24 protein-coding genes are annotated in these 18,379 nt (G+C 67.9%); 16 read left to right on the top strand and 8 right to left on the bottom strand.

Annotated features, from left to right (window positions below; all coding sequences use genetic code 11):
* The first annotated feature begins 4 nt into the window (after positions 1–4).
* Positions 5–166, top strand: coding sequence for a hypothetical protein (locus RM788_RS29005; RefSeq protein WP_315920903.1), 162 nt, complete (start codon positions 5–7; stop codon positions 164–166).
* A 107-nt stretch (positions 167–273) separates the two neighbouring features.
* A complete protein-coding gene (locus RM788_RS29000; protein ID WP_315920901.1) occupies positions 274–1,092 on the top strand; it encodes a phosphotransferase in 819 nt (272 codons plus the stop codon).
* Between the two features lie 84 nt (positions 1,093–1,176).
* Here RM788_RS29000 and RM788_RS28995 read toward each other — a convergent pair whose 3' ends face one another.
* A complete protein-coding gene (locus tag RM788_RS28995) occupies positions 1,177–1,539 on the bottom strand; it encodes a hypothetical protein (protein ID WP_315920899.1) in 363 nt (120 codons plus the stop codon).
* A 210-nt stretch (positions 1,540–1,749) separates the two neighbouring features.
* Complete coding sequence (locus RM788_RS28990; protein WP_315920897.1) at positions 1,750–2,175, bottom strand: hypothetical protein; 426 nt, start codon at positions 2,173–2,175, stop codon at positions 1,750–1,752.
* A gap of 457 nt (positions 2,176–2,632) precedes the next feature.
* Here RM788_RS28990 and RM788_RS28985 point away from each other — a divergent pair, with 457 nt between their 5' ends.
* The 7 genes from RM788_RS28985 (at position 2,633) to RM788_RS28955 (ending at position 7,011) form a co-directional block, all read left to right on the top strand.
* Positions 2,633–2,959 carry a hypothetical protein gene (locus tag RM788_RS28985; protein ID WP_315920896.1) on the top strand — a complete coding sequence of 109 codons (327 nt, stop codon included), beginning with the start codon at positions 2,633–2,635 and terminating at the stop codon, positions 2,957–2,959.
* Positions 2,960–3,018: 59 nt separating this feature from the next.
* Positions 3,019–3,417, top strand: coding sequence for a hypothetical protein (locus tag RM788_RS28980; protein WP_315920894.1), 399 nt, complete (start codon positions 3,019–3,021; stop codon positions 3,415–3,417).
* 71 nt (positions 3,418–3,488) lie between these two features.
* Positions 3,489–4,292, top strand: a complete 804-nt coding sequence (locus RM788_RS28975; protein WP_315920892.1) for a BRO family protein — start codon at positions 3,489–3,491, stop codon at positions 4,290–4,292.
* Positions 4,289–4,537: a hypothetical protein gene (locus RM788_RS28970; RefSeq protein WP_315920890.1), complete on the top strand. Its 249-nt coding sequence runs from the start codon at positions 4,289–4,291 to the stop codon at positions 4,535–4,537. Before RM788_RS28975 ends, RM788_RS28970 begins: the two co-directional genes overlap by 4 nt.
* Complete coding sequence (locus tag RM788_RS28965) at positions 4,527–5,705, top strand: serine/threonine-protein kinase (RefSeq protein ID WP_315920888.1); 1,179 nt, start codon at positions 4,527–4,529, stop codon at positions 5,703–5,705. Before RM788_RS28970 ends, RM788_RS28965 begins: the two co-directional genes overlap by 11 nt.
* Positions 5,705–6,247: a zinc finger domain-containing protein gene (locus RM788_RS28960; protein WP_315920886.1), complete on the top strand. Its 543-nt coding sequence runs from the start codon at positions 5,705–5,707 to the stop codon at positions 6,245–6,247. Before RM788_RS28965 ends, RM788_RS28960 begins: the two co-directional genes overlap by 1 nt.
* Complete coding sequence (locus tag RM788_RS28955; protein ID WP_315920884.1) at positions 6,244–7,011, top strand: DUF7341 domain-containing protein; 768 nt, start codon at positions 6,244–6,246, stop codon at positions 7,009–7,011. Before RM788_RS28960 ends, RM788_RS28955 begins: the two co-directional genes overlap by 4 nt.
* 237 nt (positions 7,012–7,248) lie before the next feature.
* Here RM788_RS28955 and RM788_RS28950 read toward each other — a convergent pair whose 3' ends face one another.
* The 5 genes from RM788_RS28950 to RM788_RS28930 all read right to left on the bottom strand — a co-directional run bounded on the left by RM788_RS28950 (position 7,249) and on the right by RM788_RS28930 (position 9,906).
* Positions 7,249–7,578 carry a hypothetical protein gene (locus tag RM788_RS28950; protein ID WP_315920882.1) on the bottom strand — a complete coding sequence of 110 codons (330 nt, stop codon included), beginning with the start codon at positions 7,576–7,578 and terminating at the stop codon, positions 7,249–7,251.
* A 212-nt stretch (positions 7,579–7,790) separates the two neighbouring features.
* Complete coding sequence (locus tag RM788_RS28945) at positions 7,791–8,177, bottom strand: hypothetical protein (RefSeq protein WP_315920880.1); 387 nt, start codon at positions 8,175–8,177, stop codon at positions 7,791–7,793.
* A 2-nt stretch (positions 8,178–8,179) separates the two neighbouring features.
* Complete coding sequence (locus RM788_RS28940) at positions 8,180–8,884, bottom strand: hypothetical protein (RefSeq protein ID WP_315920878.1); 705 nt, start codon at positions 8,882–8,884, stop codon at positions 8,180–8,182.
* A 62-nt stretch (positions 8,885–8,946) separates the two neighbouring features.
* Positions 8,947–9,369, bottom strand: a complete 423-nt coding sequence (locus RM788_RS28935) for a hypothetical protein (RefSeq protein ID WP_315920876.1) — start codon at positions 9,367–9,369, stop codon at positions 8,947–8,949.
* A gap of 87 nt (positions 9,370–9,456) precedes the next feature.
* Positions 9,457–9,906 (bottom strand): hypothetical protein, encoded by a 450-nt coding sequence (locus RM788_RS28930; RefSeq protein WP_315920874.1) that lies wholly within the window; start codon positions 9,904–9,906, stop codon positions 9,457–9,459.
* 592 nt (positions 9,907–10,498) lie between these two features.
* Here RM788_RS28930 and RM788_RS28925 point away from each other — a divergent pair.
* The 6 genes from RM788_RS28925 to RM788_RS28900 all read left to right on the top strand — a co-directional run bounded on the left by RM788_RS28925 (position 10,499) and on the right by RM788_RS28900 (position 16,187).
* Positions 10,499–11,791 carry a DUF932 domain-containing protein gene (locus tag RM788_RS28925; RefSeq protein ID WP_315920872.1) on the top strand — a complete coding sequence of 431 codons (1,293 nt, stop codon included), beginning with the start codon at positions 10,499–10,501 and terminating at the stop codon, positions 11,789–11,791.
* A gap of 579 nt (positions 11,792–12,370) precedes the next feature.
* Positions 12,371–12,625, top strand: a complete 255-nt coding sequence (locus tag RM788_RS28920) for a hypothetical protein (protein ID WP_315920870.1) — start codon at positions 12,371–12,373, stop codon at positions 12,623–12,625.
* A 23-nt stretch (positions 12,626–12,648) separates the two neighbouring features.
* Positions 12,649–13,398 (top strand): adenine nucleotide alpha hydrolase family protein, encoded by a 750-nt coding sequence (locus RM788_RS28915; RefSeq protein WP_315920868.1) that lies wholly within the window; start codon positions 12,649–12,651, stop codon positions 13,396–13,398.
* Positions 13,382–13,792, top strand: coding sequence for a hypothetical protein (locus RM788_RS28910; protein WP_315920866.1), 411 nt, complete (start codon positions 13,382–13,384; stop codon positions 13,790–13,792). Before RM788_RS28915 ends, RM788_RS28910 begins: the two co-directional genes overlap by 17 nt.
* 216 nt (positions 13,793–14,008) lie before the next feature.
* Complete coding sequence (locus tag RM788_RS28905; protein WP_315920864.1) at positions 14,009–14,467, top strand: phage terminase small subunit P27 family; 459 nt, start codon at positions 14,009–14,011, stop codon at positions 14,465–14,467.
* Positions 14,427–16,187 carry a terminase large subunit gene (locus RM788_RS28900; protein ID WP_315920862.1) on the top strand — a complete coding sequence of 587 codons (1,761 nt, stop codon included), beginning with the start codon at positions 14,427–14,429 and terminating at the stop codon, positions 16,185–16,187. Before RM788_RS28905 ends, RM788_RS28900 begins: the two co-directional genes overlap by 41 nt.
* On the opposite strand, the gene RM788_RS28895 is transcribed toward RM788_RS28900, so the two are convergent.
* Positions 16,153–16,776: a hypothetical protein gene (locus RM788_RS28895; protein WP_315920860.1), complete on the bottom strand. Its 624-nt coding sequence runs from the start codon at positions 16,774–16,776 to the stop codon at positions 16,153–16,155. The two genes, RM788_RS28900 and RM788_RS28895, sit on opposite strands and share 35 nt — an antisense overlap.
* Positions 16,777–16,851: 75 nt before the next feature.
* On the opposite strand from RM788_RS28895, the gene RM788_RS28890 reads away from it, so the two are divergent.
* Positions 16,852–18,351: a phage portal protein gene (locus RM788_RS28890; protein ID WP_315920858.1), complete on the top strand. Its 1,500-nt coding sequence runs from the start codon at positions 16,852–16,854 to the stop codon at positions 18,349–18,351.
* Positions 18,352–18,379 lie beyond the last annotated feature (28 nt).

Here is an 18,379-nt window from a genome sequence, read left to right as displayed (position 1 = left end):
CAGCATGATCGTGGACCTTCAGATCGCGCCGATCGGCACCAGCCCGGCGGCCGGGGCGGTTCCGGCACCACTCGCCGAGCCGGCCCTCCTGTTCATCGGAGACCTCGAAGTCCTGTCCGAGGACAACCGCTGCAACTGCAACGCCAGCGACGACAACCCCTACTGATCGTCGGACCGGCGGCTTGGCGTGTCGTGCGCCGAGTCGCCGGATCGCGTCTGGAGCCGGGTAGCGTTCCCGTCGGACTCGTCCGAAGACCTCCAGGAGCCGCCCCGATGCACCGGTCCGACTGGCACGAACTTCCGCCCGGCACTCGCGACGCGGTAGAGGAGGTGGTCGGGCCGGTAGTCGACACGATGACCGTCTCCGCCGGGTTGAACTCGGCTCTGGCCGCGACGCTGCGCCTGCACAGCGGGTCGAAGGTGTTCGCCAAGGGACTGCGCACAGATCAGCGTGGGGTCGTCACGCAGGACCGTGAAGCCCTGATCGCGCCGTATCTCGGCGAGGTGGCTCCCCCGCTCATCGGCCAGGTGGTGAGTGGGCAGTGGAACATCCTGTTGTTCCAGCACATCGACGCGCGTCATGCCGACTACTCGCCCGGCTCGGCGGACATCCAGCGCGCCGTCGACCTCGTCCGCGATCTTGGCCAGATCACGCTTCCCGAGGGTCTCGCGCTCAAGTTTGCCGAGCAGCGCTGGTCCAGTTACATCGATGACGAGTCCGATCGGGCGTTGCTGCGAGGCGACGCGCTCTTGCACACCGACTACAACCCGCACAACGTGCTGGTGACCGATGCCGACGCCTTCCTGATCGACTGGGCTTGGCCAACCCGCGGCGCGGCGTGGATCGACCCCGCGTGCCTGGTCGTGCGACTGATCGCAGCCGGGAACACGGCAGCAGAGGCAGAGAAATGGGTCGACCAGATTCCCGCCTGGGCCGAGGCCGAGCCCAACGCACTTGACGTCTTCTCGCGCGGGACGGCCCGCATGTGGGACGAGATCGCTGGACACGACCCCGTCGATTGGAAGTCGAGCATGGCCGCTGCCGCACGGACCTGGCTCGATCATCGGGAAAGTTCCTTGACCTCGGCCTGACCGGGCTGCCGCACAGATGATGCGAGGACGCTGCGCTCAAGCGTCCCCGCATCATCGAAACTGGCTTGTGTCCACAGGAAGACGTCAGCAGATAGTGCTGTCCGAGGACTGCCGGCTTTCCGGTACACGAGGGCCGCCTACGTCACTGGTGGCCCACACGACGTTGTGCTGCGCCAGCTCGTAGATCATGCGCGCGGTGATCTGTCCGGGGCTGATGCCCAGATCGAGGCACAGGGACTTCCGGACGTGATCGGCCCAGATTTGGCATCCGTTGTGGCGGTCGTGCAAGAGGTCGTCAATCATGACCAGGGTCTGTTCGAGGCCAAGATCGTCGCGTAGTAGGAGCGTCTTGGTCCCGTCGGGGTTGATCGCGTAGTCCCAGGGGGTTTCGAGGGTCAGCCTGATCGCCACGAGTGGGTAGCCCTGTGCCGACACGTACACGTCCACGTCTTTCCTCCCGTGCACGGCCCAGGTGCGCGGTAGCGCAGGGGCGTGCGTCGTTTCTGCCTCGCGCACGGCCCTCCCCGGCGGCGGCTCGACAGGTGACCTCTCCGTTGCGGTCTCAAGTGGGTGAAGATGACCACTTAACCGGTGCGGCCCCTTCGCGCGCCACCGCTAACCCGAATTTTGCGGTGAGATATGTCGCACTGCGGAGGGCTACGAGCGCTTGACCCCGATCGGGACAGGGCGTAGTTGCGCCGCGTACTCGACGGCCGCTTCCAACTGGACCCGCACCAAACCCTTGTGCACCTCGGAAAGCTGACGGTAGAGGTCCAGGATCTCGCGTTCGTCCTTGGTGATCACCGACGAGCTGTCGGGGGCCACGAAGGAGTCGGCGGCGAAGGCTTTGCTGACCTCGGTGAAGTCCGCGCCGATCGCATCGGCGAACCGTTGCATGGTCGTGATGCGGGGTATGGCACCTCGTTGCGCGGTCTTGAGGTGGTGGGCGAGCGAACCCGCGGGCAGTCCGGCGTCGCGCTCGATCTGGCGGATGCTCACGCCAGGTTTTTTTCTTGCTATCAGGGTGTCCAAGGCGTACTCGCGTGGCTCGCCGTCGATGGCTTCATGGGCGGATCGCGCCATGTCTACCCCTCCTCGGTCACGCCGGTCCCCATCGGCCGTGACCCGGTTTTCTGTCGCAGTGATGATCAACTGCCCCCCAAATCGCTCTGATCCTGTCGTATCTCCAGTTCCCAGGGCTACCTACCGGAGTCTGAGGTTACAGAAATTTCCGTCCTGCGGGATTTTCCGGCCCGTGGAAACAAGGTTTTGTGGGTGAAAGTTTGGCAAGTTGCGCGTAGGCTGGCCGCAAACATGACAGAACGTCACGTCCACTAGGCCGTTCGGGTGGCGAGACGTCGGCGACGGGGGTCGGTGATGAGGGTGTTCGCAGTTCAGGGCTTCAGTGGCGTGGCCGCGCTCCTGGCGATGTGGTTAGCCGCGTTATCCACGGCCGGACATCGGATGTGGTGTCCGGCGACGTAGCGACGTTGCCCACTGCTCCACAGCATCATCAGCCGCCAGGGAGGCGGCCTCCACCATGTCCGCATCCCAGCCCGCCACCACCGCGACGCCCACCACTGCCGTAGCGCTGGATGACCTGTCCGACAGCGTGGAACTCCTGCACCTGGTCGACGCCCAACTCGACGCACTCAAGTCCGTGAAGACCGTTCTCCAGCGCAAGATCAAAAGCCGTCTGGGCCTGGCCGAGGTCGGGTTGGTGGCCGGACGGCCCGCCGTCACCTGGCGGCGCACCCTTCGGGTGGCCCTGTCGCAGAAGCTGATCAAGGCGTTGCACCCGGAAGTCCTCGCGGACTGCGAGGAGATCACGGAAGTCCGGACGTTCCTGCTCACCGAGGCCACGTGAGCACGGGAACACGGTCCGACCGGTCTCGGGGGGCCGGTCGGACCCGCACCCCCGCTGCGTTGGCCGAGTTGTCCGCCGAGGTCACCCGACACCTGATCGGGTTGCCGCTGGACTACGGGGTCACCGTCGACCACATTGCCGCCCTGCTGGCCGCCGACCCGCGCAACACCACGCACATGGCCGCCGTGGTGCAGGTGATCGTCCACGACGCGCTGGCCGACCCGTTCCGGGAGACCCACGCCAACCGGTGGCGGCCTGCCCTGCCCTCGTGGCTGCGTCCGCCGATGGTCGGCGCAACGGTGCGGCGGCTGCTCGCTTCCGGGGTGCTGGTCGGGACCGGCCGGTACGTGCGCAGCACCGATGCCAAGGGCGGCAACGGAAACAAGCTCATCCCCGTGTACACGCTGAACCTCGCCGCGCCGTCGTTACGCGACCGCCGCGCCGAGCCCACCGGATAGCCCAGGGCTCACCCGCCCTCGTCGCCGTCTCTTCCCGTCTTCACGCATCCCACAAGGAGCGTCACTTCGCCATGCGTACCGACCTGCCTGTTCCCGTCTCGACCGTGCTGCCCGCCGACACGTTCCGCTTCGGCACCCTGCCCGTCCGCACCGTGCTGCGCGACGGTGACCCGTGGTTCGTCGCCAACGACGTCTGCACCGTGCTCGGCTATCGCAAGGCCTCCGACGCGCTGCGCCACGTCGATCCCGACGACGTCGAGGTGATCACCAGCGACCGTGTTTCCCCTGGTCAGCCCGAGGGCGCGCTTTTTCGTACCTCGGGGGGAAACCTGCGACAGACGATGTCGTTGGTCAACGAGCCAGGCTTGTACGAGTTGATCCTGCGCAGCTCCCGTCCGGAGGCCCGGACGTTCAAGCGATGGGTTACCCACGAGGTGCTGCCCTCGATCCGCCACACGGGCGGGTTCGGACACGCCGTCCCGACCACCCTGTCCGGTGCGCTGGAGTTGGCCGCCGCCCAGCAGCGCGAACTGGAGGCCCAGCGCGATCGGCTGGCGGTGGCGGAGCCGAAGGTGGTCGCGCATGACGCGTTCATGGACGCCCGCGGGGCTCTGTCGATGGGCGCGGTGGCGAACTCGTTGCGGATCGGTCGCAACACGTTGTTCGCGTTGCTGCGCGGGCACGGGGTCCTCCAGGACGACAACCGGCCTTACCAGCGCTACGCCCATCACTTCGTGGTGACGGTGCACGGCACCCCGGCCGCTTACCCGATTCGGGTGGTGCACACCACGCTGGTCCGCCCCACCGGGGTCGAGTTGATCCGCCGTGTCCTCCAGCAGGTCGACGCGGACGCCCCTGCATCCCTAGGCCAGTGATCCCGGCCGCCGTGCACGGCGACGCCGAGTCGGCTCGACGTTGCCTGCGCGGCGAGCGGGTGGCCGAGGAACTGAGCACTGGAGCGCGTGAGCTGGTCGTGGCCTGGCTGCACGCCCAGGGCCGCACCGACGCGCAGGTTGCCGCACGCACCGCCATGAGCACCTACACCGCCGCCCGTATCCGGGCGCGCCTTCGACTGCCCGCACACCACGTATTCATTGGGGGGACCATCCGTGGCGCGTGACCATGCCCGCATCGACATCATCATCTGGGATGACCCGGACTGGCTCGACCTGTCCTGTGAAGCCCAGCGACTCTACCTGCTCCTATTGTCGCAAAAGGACTTGTCCTACTGCGGTCTGCTGCCGATGAGGCTGCGCCGCTGGGCGTCGAAGTGCCGCAACACCACCGTGGACAACATCACCGCCGCGCTGGCCGAGCTGCACAACACCCGCTTCGTGCTGGCCGACCACGACACCGAAGAGGTGCTCGTCCGGTCGCTGGTGCGCAATGACGGCATCTGGAAGCAGCCCAACACCCTCGCCGGGGCGCTGAGGCTCGCGTTCGACATCTCCAGCCCGATCCTGCGTGCCGCCCTCGCCGAGGAGCTGCGCCGCCTGCCCGCCCGCTGCGGGGCCGCTCCACAGATGGCCGCCACCGCGCTCGTCGCAGGCGCCCACGAGATCCCCCCGGCGGTCCAGGCCGCGTGCGGGACCGGACGCCGTCGAGGCGCGCCCGCGTCTGCCCCGACCGCTCTCACCATGCCCGAGACGACCGGCCAGTCCGAGCCGGAACCGGTCGCAGTGGTCGAGGCCTCCGGGAAGGGGTCGGGGAACCCTTCGCCGATCCCCTCGGAGAACCCTTCGGAGATCCCTTCCGCGTTGGGTCAGGGGGAAGGGGATAGGGGGAAGGGTGTGGTTGTCCCTCTTGCGTTGAGTGAAACTCCAGTTCAGGGCGTCGCGCCCGCACGCGAGGGTGTGCGCACACGCGAGGACGCCACCCGGCTGGTCGCCGAGCACGTGCCGACGCTGACGCGCAAGGTCGCCACCCGGCTGGCCGGTGAGGTCGCGGAGCTGCTGGGCGAGGGCATCGCGGCCGAGCACGTGACCACCGGTCTGCGGACCTGGGCGGGCAAGCGGCTCGGGGTGGGGTTGCTCCCGGAGCTGGTAGCCGAGGCGATGCGGGCACCGGTGATCGCGCAGGCCGCGGGGCGTTCCCGCAGCGATGACGCGGTGGCTGCGGCGATGGAGCTGGTGCGGCGGATGGCGATCGAGGACGGCGAGATCGGCGAGCACGACCCCGCCCCGGAGCACCTGGCCGCCGTGCTCGGCCTCGCCCCAGGCCGCAGGGACATTTTCGCGGGTGGCTCGGGGTCCTTCGTTGGCGTGCCCGCGTTGGCGGGGGTGGCGTGATGAGCTCGGTGACGACCCGGTTCGACCAGCAGATGATGAGCCGCGCCGAGGTCGCCTCGGTGTTGGCGATGGTCGCGCACTTCCGGGGCCAAGCCCCCGGTGAGGCCGACGTCCGGGCGTGGCGTTTGGCGTTGGCGGGGTACGGCGTCGGGGAGTGCCACGCCGCCGTGCTCGCGGCGGGCAAGCTCACCGACCGGATCACCCCGGCCGAGATCATCGGGCGCGTCAAGGCCGCGCGCCGGTTGACCGAGGCGCGCACGCCGCGCCGTCGCATCACCGACAACGACCGGGCGCTGTTCGCCGCTGCCGGGCGGCGGGGCATCGCGGCCGTTTACGCCGCCGCCGGATGGACGCGCGCCGACTCCTCCCGCGCCACGGAGGCCTTGGGCCACGCCTGCCCGGCCTGCGGGGCGCTGCCCGGCATCACGTGCCGTCGCACCGCCCGACTTCGCAACGGCGGCAGGGAAACCCGTGAGCTGCTCAGCCGCGTGCACCCGAGCCGACTCGCCGACGTGACCACCACACCAGGAGCCACCGCATGACCGCCGCCCACCACGACCACGACGCCGACAGCATCGCGCACTGGGGCATTCCCAGGGTCGTCCACGACGAGGACAACCCTGACCTCGACCAGGTTCCGCCCGCCCCGACACGCGATCAGGCCGCCGCTGCGCGTCTGTCGTGGGAGGTCGCCGTCGACCAACTTGTCCAGCCCGGCCTCTACGTCGTGCACCGCCAAGACGACGGGCACGAGGTGGCCGAGGTGCTGCCGCTGCTCGCCCAGGTCCAGGAGGCCGTGACACCGGGCAGCAAGCGCGAAGGGACGACCGGCAAGCTCGGCAGCCGTCCGCCGGCCAGCCTCGGCGCGCTGGAGCTGCTGGCTGAGATCCGCCACGAGGTCCGCCGGGCCTGTATCGGCCACCGGCACCCCTACCGCAACCCCGGCAGTCTTCGTGAACTCGTACAGGTCTGGGGGGAGCACGCCGAGGACTGGCAGCACGCCGCCGCCGACTACGTGCTGTGGGCCGCCGACCGCGCGGCCGAGTGGGTGCGTGCCGCGCGGCTGCTGTTGGACCCGGTGCCCCGCTACCCGTTGCGGGGGCGGGCGTGCCCGGTGTGTGGGGTTGCCACGGTGCAGGTGTGGTCCGACGACGAAGCGGACTTCGTGCGACGTCCGGCATTGAGCATCGACCCCGAGCAGGTGGAGGCGGTGTGCGCCGGATGCGGGCAGCGTTGGCCGTTGGACGTCTGGGCGCAGCTCGCCCAGACCCTGGACGACCAACTCCGCCACGAGACGATGACGTGATCGGCGTCACGTGCGAATGAGGCCGATTCGAGTTGACCTTCAGTCGCTTCAGCGAGCATGATGACAGGACTGGGTACACGTGTGCCCAAAAAACGTTCGCCGAAGCCCCGTCTCGCATCCTCCTTGCGCGGCGGGGCTTTCGGCATCTCCAGGCGTGTCGACAGCGCCCACCTTGGACCGGGCGTCGAGCCCTCGCGGTCACCATCCCCCCTCGGCCGCGAGGGCTCCGCCCTCACATCAGAAGGGCGGCTCGGTCTCGCCGGGTCGACGCTCGGCCAGCGCGGCGCGCGCGACGAGCTGCCTCACCGGGATGGTGCCGAACCCGAACCACGGCACGGCGTAGGAGACCAACCCGAGCCAGCCGCCGCGCGCACTGCGCACCCAGGCGTGCAGCTCGCCGGTCACGGTGTCCGACAGCGGCAATCCCCGGTTGCGCACCCGTGCCGAGGGCGGCTTGTCCGGCGGGGTCTCGTCCTGGTGAGCCTTGCCCAGGTCCACCCACACCAACCGGGCGGGGTCGAACGCGCGCGCCAAATCGGGGTGCTCCTGGGCTGCTTGGTCGAACATGGGTTCGATAGTGCCTCCGGGTGACCGGTAGGGACAACCCGTCCGGTGCCGGTGAGGCCGGTACAGGCCTGTTCAGCCGGTGCCGACCCGCTACCCGAGCAACCCGGTAGAGCCGCTGTCCGGTCCTGTGAGCCTCTGTCCGGGGCCGGACATGCAAGAGGGGGACCGGTGGTCACCGGTCCCCCTCAGTTCACATGTTCAGCGCGTTGCGATCAGAACCCCGGAAACGGGCCGTGGTGGTGCTCCAAGTAGCCGGACTCCGGCAGGTCCTCGGGACCGGGGGCGTCCCCGTTGCGCCACCAGAACACCACTTCCTTGGTGACGGCACGGTCGCGTTCGTCCTCGCTGTCGAACGCGTGCACGTCCACGTCACCCTCCACATAGGTCACGTAGGCCCAGACTTTCGCCTTCGGTGCGGCGAACAGCGCGACCGCAGTGAGCGGCCACCTGCCGAGGTCCCAGCCGTACCGACCCCACAGTCCCGGCACGCTCCAGCCGCGTTCCTGCATCTCCCCGCGCCACTCGTGGCCGTCGTAGAAGTCCTCGTACTGCACCGGCAACGGCGGCAGGACCACCGCGTCCACGTCGAGCTTCGCCATGATCAGACCTCCCAACCGAACAGGATCACGGCCACATGCAGGACCGCTTGGTCGTGCCGCCCGTTGCGTACCTGGGACAAGGTGACCGCCGTCCACTCGTTGCCCTCGAACCCGAAGTACGCGGCTCCGATCGGGTCTGCCGCGTCGAGACCGGCCGTGGTGACCGCCCGGTCCGCCTCGGCGTCGGGCGAGAGGTCGCGCAGTGCCTTGATGACGTCGCGGCGTAGGTGCGACCGCCATGCTTCTTCGGCCCTGTCGTCGATGTAGCGGCTGTGCCGGTCCTCGTCGAGCAGCGGGTAGTCCCGCAGTCGGCCCACCATCTCGACCAACCGGCACAGCGCGCTGTGCTCGGCGTCGTCGCCGGGCAACGGCTGGCACACCGGCAGAGCCAGGCCGTGCGCCCCGTCGCGGTCGTTGTGCAGGTGGACGAACACCTGCGCGCCGAACTCCTCGATGAGGTGCTGCTGGTTGACCACGTCGAGTTCACTGCCCGCTGTGTCGGAGTAGCGCACGGGCAGTTCCACCAGGTCCGCCGTCCACTGTGTCGTGCGCAGGTCGTCGTAGTCGACCGTGTCGCCGTGATCGGTGGTGATGTATTCACCGACCCCGCCACGCAGGCGCAGGGAACGGCAGCCGTGCATCTTGAGGAGCAGGAACTCCCCGTGCAACTCCTGCCCGTCGCGGGCGGGGGTAACAGGTTCGGTCATCATCGTGCCTTTCTCGAAGTGCCGTCCCCGGCGTTGCCACACCGGGAGCAGCGGTGAATGAGTCAGCCGTCCAGCCCGTGCACGAACAGCCACATGGGCGCGTACTCGGGCAGGTCCCGCAGTGGCGAGACGAAGTCCCGCCACCGGGACAAAGCGCGCTGCCCGGTTCCGGTGAGCACCGGGCACCCGGTCGCCAGGTCGGTGCCGACGTGGCCGTGCTCGCGGGCACGGTCGAGCGCTTCGGCAGTGGTGACACGGTGGATCGCGTCGCTCCACCCGTAGCCCACCGACAGCGCGTGCAACGCGCGCACCTCGGAGGCCTGCTCGGTCAGCACGGTGCGCAGCGCGGTCGCCTCCGGGCTCGGTCGGGTGGCGAGCCTGGTCACCGCGCGAACGAACTCTCCTCGGGCGATCTCCAGCACGTCGTGGGTGAGGAACACCGCGTGCTCGTCGGGGTTGCTAGTCTGCGGTCCGTCGGAATTCATGTTCGCCATTTCTCGGGTTCCGACAGCGCGCCCCTGGGATGGTGTTGCCACACCGTTTGACCGGGGGCGTCGCTGTATCCGGTGTGATCAGTCGCAGGCGACGGGCAGGTACGGCCGGAACCGCCGCCCCAGCCAACCCAGCCAGCGCCGGTAGACCCGCACGTGCCCGGAGCGTCCGTCGCGGGCGCGTTCCTCGGCCTCGGTGCACAGGTAGACCGCGCCACCGCCGAACCGCTCGTCCTGCGGACGCGCGCGGTTGGCCCAGTTGTACTGGGCGACCAAGTGCCCCAGGTCGGCGCGCAATTGTCCGCTCCACTGCGGGTCGCGCAAGAGGCGGTCGGTCATGCCGTAGACCTCGAAGTCGATGCACTCGCGGCCGAGTCGGCTGCGGTAGACCCACGCGGCGATCCCGAACGGCCGGTCCGGGTCGAGCGGGGCGTGGGTCATGCCGTACTTGTGCTCCACATCCAGCACGATCCGCCGCGCCAAAGCCTTCGTGCCCAACTCCGCGGTGCGCGCCCACCGAGCGCCGTACACACGTCGCCCTCGGACTATTTCCGTCCGGGGTCCACGGTCGTCGATTTCCACTGCCATTGTTCACTCCACTTCTCGTTTCCCGTCCAGGGTGTTGCCACACCCCGGACTGGCCAATTCCGCACATTGCCATTTCCTCTATGTCCGGACAATGAATCCACAAAAGATCACCCAGATGGAGCAGAAATCCGCTCCCCGTGATTCCGAAATGGTTGGCGATTGCGATTTCTTTTCCGGTGATCACCTCGACAATATGCGCGCTTCCATGCCGCCTCTACCGTCTTCGCTGGTGGGAGGCGTTGACTCGACATCGGTCACGGCGATGCGGCATGATGTCAGGCGTTCCCTCGGGTTTAGGTGACACTGATTCGACGAGAACGGTAAGGGGTCGCGGACACCGTTCGCGGCCCCTTTTCCATTACCGCGCCACCACGTCGAAGATCACCCGGATATACGTTAGGCCGTTCGTAGTCACTTTGTCCGGAGATTCTCTAAAAGGCTTGAAAGGGGTTGTGTGACCGGTAATGTCTTGGGTGTCACCTAAACCAACCGCCAAGCACCCGAGAAGAGTGCTGGCCGTTTCTAGGGAAATCCCATGACTGAACCGAAGACCCCTGCCCCTGTCCAGGTACCCCAGCAGGCACCGGCCGAGGTGGAAGCCAAAGCCGCACCCGTCAAGGCCGTACCGGCCAAGGTGGAGGGCAAGGCACCGGCCAAGAGCACCGGGAGCAAGGCACCGGCCAAGCCCGTAGCCGCCAAGGCAGAGGCTAAGCCTGCCAAGGCACCGGCCAAGGTGGAGGAGCCGCAGGTCCGGCCGGACAAGGACGTATGGACGCGGCTCGCGACGGCGAACAACAGCAGCCGGACCGTGAACGAGCTGCTGAAAAAGGCAGGGGTGTCCGGGTGGAGTGTCACCCGTCAGCCGATGGCCGCCCTGGTCCCCTCCGGGAAGTGCACCGACTGTGACCAGGTGTCAGGCCGTAAGCACACCTCCGGGTGCCTCATGCTGGCCGATTACCCCAGTGACAAGGGCCTGGTGGAGCCGGACCACACCACCGTGCCGGTGCTGGCACCTGGTGTGTGGTCCCTGGTCATGGTGGACAAGGCCGAGGAATTCGGGTTCCGCCACATCGGGCACACCACCCGTGAGGCCAACCCGGTGCCTGTTGAGGTCCGGAGCAGCATCCTGACCGACATCCTGAAGACCCCCGGTGCCAAGACCGGTGCCGCAGGTCCGCTGTGGGACTCCACCGGTGCCTTTGCCACCGTCCGGGTGCCGGACATGGTGCCGGTGGGCAAGGTGGACACCGTGGAGATGAGGGCCGTTCTGGTCAACTCCCTGGTGCCCAACCGTGGTTCCGTGGTCCGGGTGATGCCGGTGCACACCGGCACCCACACCGTGATCCCGGTGACCCTGCCGGACCTGCCGGACCGGGTGGAGTTGACCCCGGACAACAACTCCGACACCCGGCTCTCCGAGGCCAGTGAAGCCCTGGATCTGTTCACCCGGTTCGCGCAGGGGTTCGGCGAGGTCGCGACCAAGCTGAGCCGCAAGAAAATGACCGTTCAGCAGTTCGAGACGTTCGCCGACACGGTGTTGAAGGACAAGCCGCAGCCCGGTGCCGGCAAGGCCCCGTTCGACCTCTACGACCTTCGTTCCGGGGTGGTGGGCAAGCTGTTCCGGGGTGAGGTGGACCTCACCGAAAAGATCAAGGGCACCCGATGGGCAGCCCTGCTGGCCGTCCTGTGCTGGTCCCAGACCGTCAAGCCCGTCAAGCCCGATACCGAGGATGCCCGTAGGGCCCGTGACATGGCCGTCCTGTTCCCTGCCAGGGAGAGCAGCAACACCGCACAGGCCGCTCTGACCCTGTTGTCCGAAGGGCTCTAGCCCTCTACCGACTGCCCCCGGCAACCTGTTGCCGGGGGCAGTCCCGTGCTCGGGGGTGGACGCTCCCCGTGCCTGCCCGTGCCTCCCGCTCCTGTACCCGTCCCGGTTGCCCGAACCGCACCGGCACCGGGGGTGCGTGCCCCGCGTGCCGGAGCCGTTCCCGCCGTGCCCACGGCACAAGTGCGCAGCGTGGCTATACCGGTGCTCACCGGTCCCGCTTCCGTCCGGCAGTGCTGGCCCGTGACCGGGTGTGCCGATGTGACCTCAATGGGTGTCCACAGCATGTGGACAACCCGTGTGGACAACCACCCACGGTGGCCGATCACTGGCCACTGACCCGCCGTGAGCTGGTGGCCGCTGGGCTGGACCCCGATGACCCGAGTAGAGGCCGAGGGCTGTGTGGTCCCTGCCATGCCCGTGTCACCGCACTGGACCCCCGGACCCGAGGAGGGTGGAACAGCCCGTGAGACCAGCTCTCAGCCCCGACCAGGCGACACCCTGGACCAGGCACGCTCCACCCCAGGGGGGTGACCCCTGACCGGTCCGCAAGGGCACAAGCCACTGAGGCCCGATCCTGTCTTGCCAGGTTTCCGGCAACGCCGATCCCACGTCCGCCGACCCAATCCCGAGGGCAGCGAAGCCGGGCGGGAACTGGCCGCCGTGCTCGACCGCCTGGCCCTGGCCGCCGACCAGGTCCACGCCTGGGTGGACGAGCACGAATCCCTTGTACGCCAAGCATACGAGCTGGGCGCGACCCAACACGACATCGCGCCACGCGCGCAGGTCGCGCAGTCCACGGTCAGCCGAATCCTCGCCCGCGACACCACGGCCTGAACCACCCCGCCCGGTGATGCACGGTGCATCACCGATGCGCCACGCATCACGACCACCGGAGGTGCGCCGTACCGATCATCATCGACGGGATCACCCCGTCCGAGCAGATCCGCGCCGAACTCGCCGCCGAGGGGAAACCGGTTTTGCTCGGCTTCAGCCGAGGCAAGGATTCACTGGCGGCGTGGCTGGCGATGCGCGACGCCGGGATCACGGTCGTCCCGTACCACCTGTACCTGGTGCCGGACCTGCGGTTCGTGGAGGACTCGTTGAAGTTCTACGAGGACTTCTTCGGGGTGCCGATCCTGAACCTGCCGCACCCGACCTTGTATCGGTGGCTCAACAGCCTGCTATTCCAGCCCCCGGAACGCGCGGCGGTCATCGAGGCCGCCCAACTCCCCGAGCCCACGTATGAGGAACTGGCCGAGCTGATCCGCACGGACTTCGACCTGCCCGCGGCGTGGAATGCCGACGGCGTGCGGGCCGCGGACTCCCCGAACCGGCGGATGGCGATGGTCACCCACGGGCCCAAGCGCGAACACCTGCGCAAGGTGTCGATCGTGTGGGACTGGCGCATCGCCGACGTCCGCGCCGCACTCGCCCGCCACCACTGTCCGCTGCCCGAGGAGTACGAGTGGTTCGGCCGCAGCTTCGACGGCATGGACTTCCGGTTCCTCGACCCGATCCGGCAGCACGCTCCGGAGGACTACCGGCGGATCTTGGACTGGTTCCCGCTCGCCGATCTGGAGGTGTTCCGCCGTGGCCTCGCCCGCTGACCCCAACGCCGATCTACTCGCCCAACTTCAGGCCACGGCCGCGATCGGCGGACCGACCTCGCAGGCCGATCTGCTCGCCCAGCTCAACGCCGAACCCGAACCCGACCCCTTGGCCGACGTCGACTACACCGGCGACCTCGCCGCCGACTCAGCCGCCGAACTGGACGCGCTGGCCATCGGCTTCCGCGAGCGCACCAAGCGGGAGGACGAACGGTTCCGGCTCGCCACCGACTCGGAGTACTGGTTCGCCCTGTGCTTCAAGTCCCGTGAGGAGAAGGACGCGTTCCTCCAGGCCGCCCGCCTGGTGCACATCGGAGACAAGTACCTCGACGGCCGCGCCGCCGCTATGGCGCTGGGCGTCGAACTGCCCGACACCGACACCGGAAAGGAGTGATCATCATGCGTGGACGTCTCGGCCGAATGCTCGCGGGTGCACGACGCGTTCTCACCCGCCGTGCCTCCAGCCCCACGCGGGGCCGCAGCGGCGGTAGCTGACCGGCACGCGGTGGCGTTGGTCGATGACCAACGCCACCGCTGCGGCACTCGCCCGGCATTCCAACTCCGACACCGCCCGGTTCCCCGGATTCGGTGCTGAGGGGGTGGTGACTGCATGGGAAAACGCGGACCTGCGGCCAAGCCCACCATCCTGCGCATCCTGCACGGCGACCGCCCCGACCGGATCAACGACAACGAACCCGTCCCGCCCACGCAGGAAATCGCCTGCCCGTACTGGGCATCCGAGGGTGCCCGCGACATCTGGAACCGGCTCGCTCCCAGCCTGGAGGAGCGCGGAGTCCTGACGAACTGGGATGTGGACGCGTTCCTCGTGCTGTGCGAGGCGCTGGCCCGCTACCGCAACGCCACCGCCCTGGTAAACGGCTCCGCACTGCTGGTGCAAGGCGGCTCGGGGCTGATGAAGAACCCCGCGTTGATGGTGCAGTCCGACGCCGAACGCACGTTCCTTCAGTTCGCCGCCCGGTTCGGGCTCACGCCGTCGGACCGGCAGGCGATCAAGGTCGAGGTGGGCCGTGGCGACCAGGGCCAAGGCGCGGGCCGCCTCCTCAGCTAACCCGAACAGAACCAAGGCTGGTGCGCGCACCGGCAACGCCAAGCCCCGGACAACCACCACAAGCGGGGCGCGTCTGCCGGTGTGCGGACGCAGATTCGATGGCAGGACGTGCCGCAAACGAGGCGACCACCTCTGTGTACAGCGCGCCGATCACGCGGTCGCGTTCTGCCACGAAATCTGTGTCCACACCAAAGATAGGTGGGCACGCAAGCCGTTCATCCTCTCCCCGTGGCAGCGAGACGGCATCATTCGTCCGCTGTTCGGTGAGGTCCGGTGGGATGACGAAGCCGCCTGCTACGTGCGCCGGTTCCGTATCGGCTGGATCGAACTCGCGCGGAAAAACGGCAAGTCCGAGCTGTTGGCGTTCGTCGCGCTCTACATGCTCGTCGGCGACGGCGTGGAATCCGCCGAGGTCTATGGCTGCGCCCGCGACACCGACCAGGCCCGCTTGGTGTTCAACGTCGCCGCCCGCATGGTCGCTCTGTCCCCGGTGCTCTCCAAGCGCCTGCGGGTCATCGAGCACTCCGCCCGGATCGTGGACGAGAAGACCAACAGCGTCTACGTCGTAGTGCCTTCCGACGCGTTGGGCAACCTCGGTTCCAACCCGTCGTGCGTGATCTTCGACGAGGTTCTGACTCAACCGGACGGCCGGTTCTGGACCGCGATGCGGACCGGCATGGGCACCCGGCTGGAGCCGTTGCTGCTCGCGGCGACTACCGCGGGCGATGACCCCAGTTCGTTCGCAAAGACGGAGCACGACGAGTGCGTGAAGATCGCCGACGACCCGTCACGGGCGCCGCACCGGTTCGTCTACCTGCGCAACCTGCCCGAGGACTCCGACCCGTGGGACGAGAAGAACTGGTTTCACTCCAACCCCGCGCTCGGGGACTTCCTGTCGCTGTCCGCGCTGCGCGAGGAAGCCCTGGAGGCCCGCAACGATCCTGCACGGGAGAACTCGTTTCGGCAGTACCGGCTCAACCAGTGGGTGTCCCAGACCACGCGGTGGATGCCGATGCACCTCTACACCGCGTGCACCGGCACCGAGACCGACCACCCGGCGCGGCTGCGCGAAGCGCTGGCCCGTCGACCCGCGTGGGGAGGGCTCGACCTCGCCTCCAAGCTGGACCTGACCGCGTGGTGCCTGGTCGTGCCGGAGGGCATCGATGGTCACCCGTCGGTGCTGTGGCGGTTCTGGCTTCCGGAGACCGGGGTGAGCTTCCTGGACGACTTCACCGAGGGCCGCGTGTCCCGCTGGGTCGAGCAGGGTTGGATCACGGTCACCGATGGGGAGGTCATCGACTACGACGTGATCGAGGACGACGTCACTGCCGATACCGGCCTGTTGCGCGTCGCGGACATCTCCTACGACGAGTGGTCGGGTGAGCCGGTGCGGCAACGCCTGGAGCGTCGGACCGGTGTGCCGATGTACCCGGTGCCGCAGACCTACAAGGGCATGACCCACGGCATGACCGAGCTGATGACGTTGACCCGCTCCCGCTCGTGGTCACACCACGGCAACCCCGTCGCGGCGTTCTGCTTCGACTCCGTGGAAGTCCGCCACCCACCCGGCGAACCCGACCTCATCCGCCCGGACAAGCCTGAACGTGGCAAAACCGGCAAGAGGATCGATGCTGTGCCCACGGCGGCCATGGCCGTGGGCGGTTGGCGGCTGCGCGGACAGAAGATCAAGAAGTCAGGGCGGATGGTGGTGATGGGTTGAGCGGTTCGCCCGACAGATTCTTTGATATCTCCACATCGAGTTCGATGCGAACGGCTTGAACTGCTTGCTCTCGGGTGTCAATCCAGTTGGACAGCCGTAAAGACTTGGCTTCAACCGGCATCGGCCCTTTGAATTCAAGGAAGTGGAACCGCGCATCGCCAAGTAGTTTCACGCAGATGGCGGTGAGATCAGGACTGCCGATGACCTGGATGACCTTGAGAGCTGCTGCTGCACGCCTGCTGTGCGGCTCAAAGTCGTTCTCTATCGTCTCGATCTGCTCGTGCGTCAGGGAAAGGCTGAAGAGTGCGGTAAGCGGCTCTTGCAGTGCTTCTGCGGCAGACAGGTACTCGCTGTAGACATCCAGTCGCCGCTCGCGCCAGTCGAGGCGTAGTTGGTGGCGACGTTCATCGAACTGTTGTTCGCGCTCTCGTTGCCAGCGAAGTTCCTCACGCTCGCGTTCGCGCTCCCAACGCCGATCATCGCGCTTCGCCGTAATGGTTCCACCGATAAGGGCACCACCGATGGGCCCGAGGATCGCAATCACGGCGAGCGAGTACGTGATCCACAGCGGTATCTGACTGGACGACATGGGTTCACCGTATCGACTCAAACTCGCCAAATTGCGCAACTGGTGGTGGTCGGCCTGGTCAGCACGAAGTTTGAGTTGTCGCCTGAGCAGTGGGTAACACGGCTGTCTCGCCTGCACAACGCGCAGATCCCAGAGCTGGAAGTGCTCGACTCCTACTACGAGGGCGAACAGTCGCTGTCGTACATGCACCCGGAGCTGATCCGCCGGTTGGACAACCGGGTCCGCCAAGTCGTCATCAACTGGCCGCAGCTCGTCGTGGACGCGTTGGACGAGCGCCTGGACGTGACCGGGTTCCGGCTCGGCGGGGAGCAGGCGGCCGACCGGGAACTGTGGGCGATCTGGCAGGCCAACCGCCTGGACCTGCACTCCGAGCAGGCCCACATCGACGCTCTTGCGTTGGGTCGGTCGTTCGCGATCGTCGGCACCAACGAGGACCGGCCGTCCACGCCGCTGGTCACCGTCGAATCCCCGTTGGACGTCCACGTCGACCTGGACCCGCGTACCCGCAAGGTTCGCGCCGCGCTCAAGCGGCAGTACGACGACGAGGGCGGCGACGGGCTCACCGAGGCCTACGCCACGCTGTACCTGCCCAACGAGACGATCTGGTACTCCTCCGACGACGGCGGCGGGGTCTGGGAGGAGAGCGACCGCGACGAGCACGGCATGGGCGCGGTCCCCGTCGTCCCGTTGGTGAATCGCCCCCGGACTCGCAGGCGCCGCACCGCGCCCCCGCGGCTGGGGCGTTCCGAGCTGGCGAGCGTGCTGCCGATCTCGGATGCCGCGTGCAAGATCGCCACCGACATGATGATCAGCGCCGAGTTCCACGCGATGCCCCGCCGGTACGCGCTGGGGTTCGACAAAGAGGACTTCGTTGACGCGCAAGGGAAGCCGCTGACCCCGTGGGAAGCGGTCGCCGGGGTCCTGTGGGCCTCGTCCAAGTCCCCGAAGGAGGACGGGGTCGCGGTCGGGCAGTTCCCCGAGGCCGACCTGTCCAACTTCCACAACACCCTCAACACGTTGTCGCGGCTGGTGGCGTCACTGTCGGGGTTGCCGCCGCACTTCCTCGGCTACACCACGGAAAACCCCGCGTCGGCGGACGGCATCCGGTCGTCGGAGTCCCGCCACATCAAACGCGCCGAACGCCGCCAACGCAGCTTCGGTGACGGCTGGGAAGAGGTCGTCCGCCGAGTCCTTCACGTGCGGGACGGCCGCGTTCCCGAGGAAGCGCTGAGGGTCGAAACCCAGTGGGTCGACCCGTCCACGCCCACGTTCGCCGCGCAGGCGGACGGTGTGGTCAAGCTGTACTCGGCGGACAAGCTCCTGCCGCGCCGCTCCGCACGACGGGCGCTCGGATACTCCGATACCCAGATCCTGGACATGGAGGCCGAAGACCAGCAGGCCTACCAGCGGATCACGGGCGAGGACCAAGCCGCCGAGTTCGGCCCGAAACCCGACGCCGACCAGGCACCCCCGGTGCCGCCCGTCGACGGCGCGCAGGGTGCGCCGCAAGTTCCCGCTCCTCGGCAAGGGAACGCAGCGGTGTTGTTCCGTGAAGCGGCACTGACCGGCCGCTGACCGGAGTTGCGCCCGGTCGGGGTGCTCA

It is taken from the genome of Umezawaea sp. Da 62-37 (genome assembly GCF_032460545.1).
Taxonomy (GTDB): Bacteria; Actinomycetota; Actinomycetes; order Mycobacteriales; family Pseudonocardiaceae; genus Umezawaea.
The sequence above is the reverse complement of the archived record's forward strand: the minus strand, read 5'-3'. Positions and strand labels throughout refer to the sequence as shown.